Origin of the sequence: Terriglobus sp. YAF25 (assembly GCF_052113305.1) — a bacterium.
Taxonomy (GTDB): domain Bacteria; phylum Acidobacteriota; class Terriglobia; order Terriglobales; family Acidobacteriaceae; genus Terriglobus.
The window spans coordinates 1-2,909 of sequence record NZ_JBFRCY010000602.1 but is presented as its reverse complement, the minus strand read 5'-3'; the positions used below and the strand labels follow the sequence as shown (position 1 = coordinate 2,909).

General features: G+C 59.8%; 3 protein-coding genes. All 3 read left to right on the top strand.

The genetic code is table 11. The annotated features are described in order from the left end of the window. Window positions 1-1,205, top strand: a 1,205-nt coding sequence (locus AB4043_RS20890; protein ID WP_442307970.1) for an MFS transporter, incomplete at its 5' end; no start/stop codon positions are given. 15 nt (window positions 1,206-1,220) lie between these two features. Continuing rightward, complete coding sequence (locus AB4043_RS20885; RefSeq protein ID WP_442303490.1) at window positions 1,221-2,396, top strand: sialidase family protein; 1,176 nt, start codon at window positions 1,221-1,223, stop codon at window positions 2,394-2,396. 50 nt (window positions 2,397-2,446) lie between these two features. Next, window positions 2,447-2,909: GntR family transcriptional regulator (locus tag AB4043_RS20880; RefSeq protein ID WP_442307969.1), on the top strand; the 463-nt coding region annotated here is incomplete at its 3' end.

Genomic DNA, 2,909 nt, shown 5'->3' with positions numbered 1-2,909 from the left:
ATCCGTGGCTCGTCGTTGTGCTGCTGCTGTTTGTCTGGATGCTCAACTATCTGGACCGGCAGGTCATCTTCTCCATCTTCCCGTTATTGCAGGCGGAGCTTCATATCTCCACGGTGCAGCTCGGACTGCTGGGGACTTCGTTCCTGTGGGTGTATGCCTTCAGCAGTCCGCTGGCGGGCCATCTTGCTGACCGCTTCGGCAGCAAGCGGATGATCTGTTTCAGCCTGCTGGTGTGGTCGCTGATCACGTTGCTGACCGGCTACGTGCGGGGATACGGGCAACTGGTGGCGATGCGGTCGCTGATGGGCGTCAGTGAGGCCTGCTATCTGCCGGCGGGCCTGGCCATGATTGCCGCGTATCATGGTACGTGGACACGATCGAGAGCCGTGAGCCTGCACTACAGCGGCACGTATCTTGGAACGGTGCTGGGTGGAACCCTGGGCGGTTGGATCGGTTCACGTCACGGATGGCGCAGCGTCTTTAACCTCTTCGGCGGCGTGGGTGTGCTCTACGCGTTTGTGCTGATGAGCCTGCTGGGGAACCCATCCGCGGAGACGCAGGTGGAAGAGCCACCGGCGCGGGGGAAGGGATTCAAGGAAGCAGCCCGGGTGATTCTGCGCACGCCCGGGTACCGGTCGTTGTTGACTGTCTTTGGCATTGCATCCATCTGCGACTGGGCGATCTATACGTGGTTCCCGTTGTACCTGTATGAACGCTTCCACTTCTCGCTGACGAGCGCGGGCTTTACAGCGACCTTCTGGATCCGCGCGGGCGGCTTCATCGGCCTGCTCTGCGGCGGCATGCTCGCCGATCGGTGGGCTCGGAGCACCGATCGCGGCCGCGTCTGGACTCAGACGGTGGGGCTGGGGCTTGCTGCGCCATGCCTGATCGTCAGCAGTGTAACCGGGAACGTATCGCTGTTGTGCGCCTCCATGCTGCTGTTCGGGTTAGGGAAGGGAATGTACGACGGCAACACGATGCCGGTCCTGTGTGAAGGCGTTTCTGCCGGAATGCGGGCCACTGCATTCGGCTTCCTGAACTTTGCGGGTACGATTCTGGGCGGTACGGTGGCTCTCACCGCTGGCATCCTGAAGGCGTCAATTGGACTGAATGGCACCTTTCTTGGCTGTGGTCTGCTGATGCTGGTGGCGGCAGCGATTACGGCGCGGATTCGCATGCGCTCTTTAAGTGCGGAGAGTATCTAGAGCTTTGGAGGAAGGATGCAGCCGAGACTTCGACGTTGCGTTGCTTTGATCTTCGTCTTTGCCACGGGCGCGGCCCTGGCACAGGTGGAGACCGCCAATCTGTGGAATGCGGGTATAGGTGGCTATGCCACCTATCGTGTGCCGGGCATGGTGAAGACCAAGCGGGGAACCTTGCTTGCTTATTGTGGGGGCCGGAAAGATCTCTCAAAAGGAGACTGGTCACCGACGGACATTCTTCTACGTCGCAGTACCGACGGCGGCCATACATGGGAGCCGTCACGGCTGATCGCCGGCAACGGGCAGGACCTCACCGACAACGCGGTGATGATTGCTGACAACAAGGCAGACGAGGTGCACCTTCTCTATCAGAAGAACTATGCGAAGGTCTTCGTCCGCGACAGCAGCGACGACGGCAGAACCTTCTCACAGGAGCGCGAGATCACAGATGTTTTCGATCAGTTCAAGAGTGAGTATGACTGGAACGTGGTGACACCGGGGGTTGGGCACGGCATTCAACTGCGCAACGGGCGTCTGCTGGTATCGATCTGGATGGCGAACGGCAAGCTCAATCCCGACGGGACGCGAGCGCATGCTCCCGCAGCGGTAGGCACTGTTTATAGTGACGATCGCGGCCGCACATGGAAGCGGGGCGCCCTCGTGGCGCGTGACTCTGCTGAGATCGTCAGCCCGAATGAGACGGTTGCGGCGCAGCTTGCGGATGGAAAGGTGATGGTGAACATTCGCACCGGAGGCTCGGAGCATCTGCGCGCTGTAGCAACGAGTGACGACGGCGCCTCCGGATGGTCGAAGCCGCGTTTCGATCCGCGGCTCTTTGATCCGACCTGCGATGCAGGGTTGCTGGCTGATGTAGCAGAGAAGCGAGTGTACTTCTCGAACCCCGACTCTCGTGACGTATCTGGGGCAATAGACCGCAAGTGGCGCGCTCGCGAGAACCTGACCGTGAAGGTGAGTGAAGACGACGGACAGACATGGTCACATGAGCGCGTCCTCGATCCCGGCGTGACCGGATATAGCGATCTCGCTTCAGGAAAAGAGGAACTCTATGTCATCTACGAGTCCGGTTCGTTGCAGGGTTCCCAATCGAAGCCGGTCCATGTTTCGGTAGCGCGGGTAACAAAGTCGTGGTTGATGCAGGGGCCACAACCCAGGCCATGGAGCGCGCCGAAGTGAGCGTTGTTTCAAATTGCGGCGCTACTTCAGCATCTAGTAGCATCATCGCTGTGCCTACCAAACAACTGAAGCCAATCCGGACGCTCAGCAAATCACGCGGAGTGTTTGAGGAGTTGCGGCAGGCAATCTGCTCTGGCGACCTGGCGCCGGGAACACCGCTACGCGAGGCGCACATCGCCAAACAGCTCAATGTCAGCCAGGTTCCGGTGCGCGAAGCTTTGCTGCAGCTTGAGCATCTCGGCCTGGTGGTCCGGGTTCAGGATCGTGGCACAACGGTCACCAAGCTTACCCGTCGCGAGATTCAGCAGATGATGGAGGTGCGGCGGTACCTTGAGTTGATGGCCTTTCATCTGGCGGCGAAGCATCTGACCGATGATGTAGTTCTGGAACTGAAGCGTCATCTGCGGCGCATGCAGGAGATGGTTGCTGACGGCGATCATTTTGCAGTGGCCGAAGAAGACTTCGCCTTCCACCGTACAGTATGGCGCGCCTCGGGCAACGAGGTGTTGGAGC